1 protein-coding gene is annotated in these 1,476 nt (G+C 37.6%); it reads right to left on the minus strand.

What is annotated here, in order from left to right; genetic code table 11:
- Window positions 1-36: 36 nt before the first annotated feature.
- On the minus strand, window positions 37-852 hold the full coding sequence (gene ltrA, locus DWY01_RS11365; protein ID WP_117996214.1) for a group II intron reverse transcriptase/maturase: 816 nt from the start codon (window positions 850-852) through the stop codon (window positions 37-39).
- Between the last annotated feature and the right edge of the window lie 624 nt (window positions 853-1,476).

The following is a 1,476-nucleotide window of genomic DNA, read 5'->3' on the forward strand; positions in this document are numbered from 1 at the left end:
AATGTTCAACTGATTCTTTTTCATTTATTTAACACATTATTTTATTTGGCGCTTACCTTTAGACTTTGTCATATTTACTTTTAAGCCAAGTTTACTCTCAATAAATATTGAAACATTCTTCATGACTCTGTCTGCAGCTTTTGAACTACCTACTAATATGATGCAGTCATCCGCATATCTAGTGAATCGTAATCCTCTTGCCTCTAATTCCTTATCCAACTGGTCAAGCATAATATTGCTCAATAATGGACTAAGATTTCCACCTTGAGGTGTACCTATAACCGATTCTTTGTATTCATCATCTATCATGATTCCACTTTTTAGAAATTTATTAATTAATGAAACTATCTCGCCACATTTAACATCCTTCATAATTAGTGAAATCATCTTATCATGATTTACGTTGTCAAAGAACTTTTCCAAATCAATGTCCACGACCCATTGATAGCCGTCATTCATGAATTCCAAAGCTTTTAGAATTGCCATTTCACAACATCTGTTAGGTCTGAACCCATAGCTAGATTCACTAAATTTCGGTTCATATATTGGTGTTAGAACTTGTGCAATCGCTTGCTGCACAAATCTATCTACGACAGTAGGTACACCTAAGTTACGTACACCCCCATCCGGTTTTGGTATTTCTACCCTTTTAACCGGTTTTGGACTATACTTCTTATTTCGAATCTGTTCCTTGATTTCATCAAGGTGTTTAGAAAGGTATTCATCAAGTTCTTTGACCTCCATGCCATCGATTCCCGATGCACCTTTATTTTTCTTTACTCTCTGTTTAGCTATCTTAAGATTGTCATCGCTTAAAAGCTCATTTAGTAAAGTATCATCTTTGTTTAACACTGTTCGTTACCTCCTCCGTCTTTGCCATCCTCTGTACTAACTTTCCCTTTCCTTTCCTGGGCTTCTAGTTTTCCTCATCTTCTGAGTTTGTCATACAGTGGAATCTTGTACGTTATTAATAACCTTGAATTTGTTTGGTCCTTCGCTCCACATCCATTACAGATGTTTCCTCACTACTACGACCGCTGCTGACTCCTTGCCGTTCGTTGTTACTAGGATATTCTCCTCGACAAGGCCTCCCGGGATAAGGTCATATATCTTTCATTCCATATATCTGCCACGTTTACTCATTTGAATATTCCACAGTCATTAGGATTTTATGTTGTTTGGCACATTCATCCATATTCTTACGAGCCTCATACGTGATTTCTGTACGTCAGACCGGAACTTTGCCTCCACCTTCTTTCAGATTCCACCTCACGATGGACACCCTTGGTCTTGGCTAGTGGTTGGCCACTGTGATTACAACCCCCACAACAGACTTTCACTGTCTAGATATATGCCATGCCCGGCATACCAAAAAGGCTGCTAGATTATCTAGCAGTTTTTATTGTCTATTCCTCACCTATAAATGATAATCTAAATATGTACATAAATGATCATTTAAGAATGTACACTTCTGAT

The sequence above is a fragment of the Eubacterium sp. AF22-8LB genome (assembly GCF_003458715.1).
GTDB lineage: Bacteria > Bacillota_I > Bacilli_A > Erysipelotrichales > Erysipelotrichaceae > Holdemanella.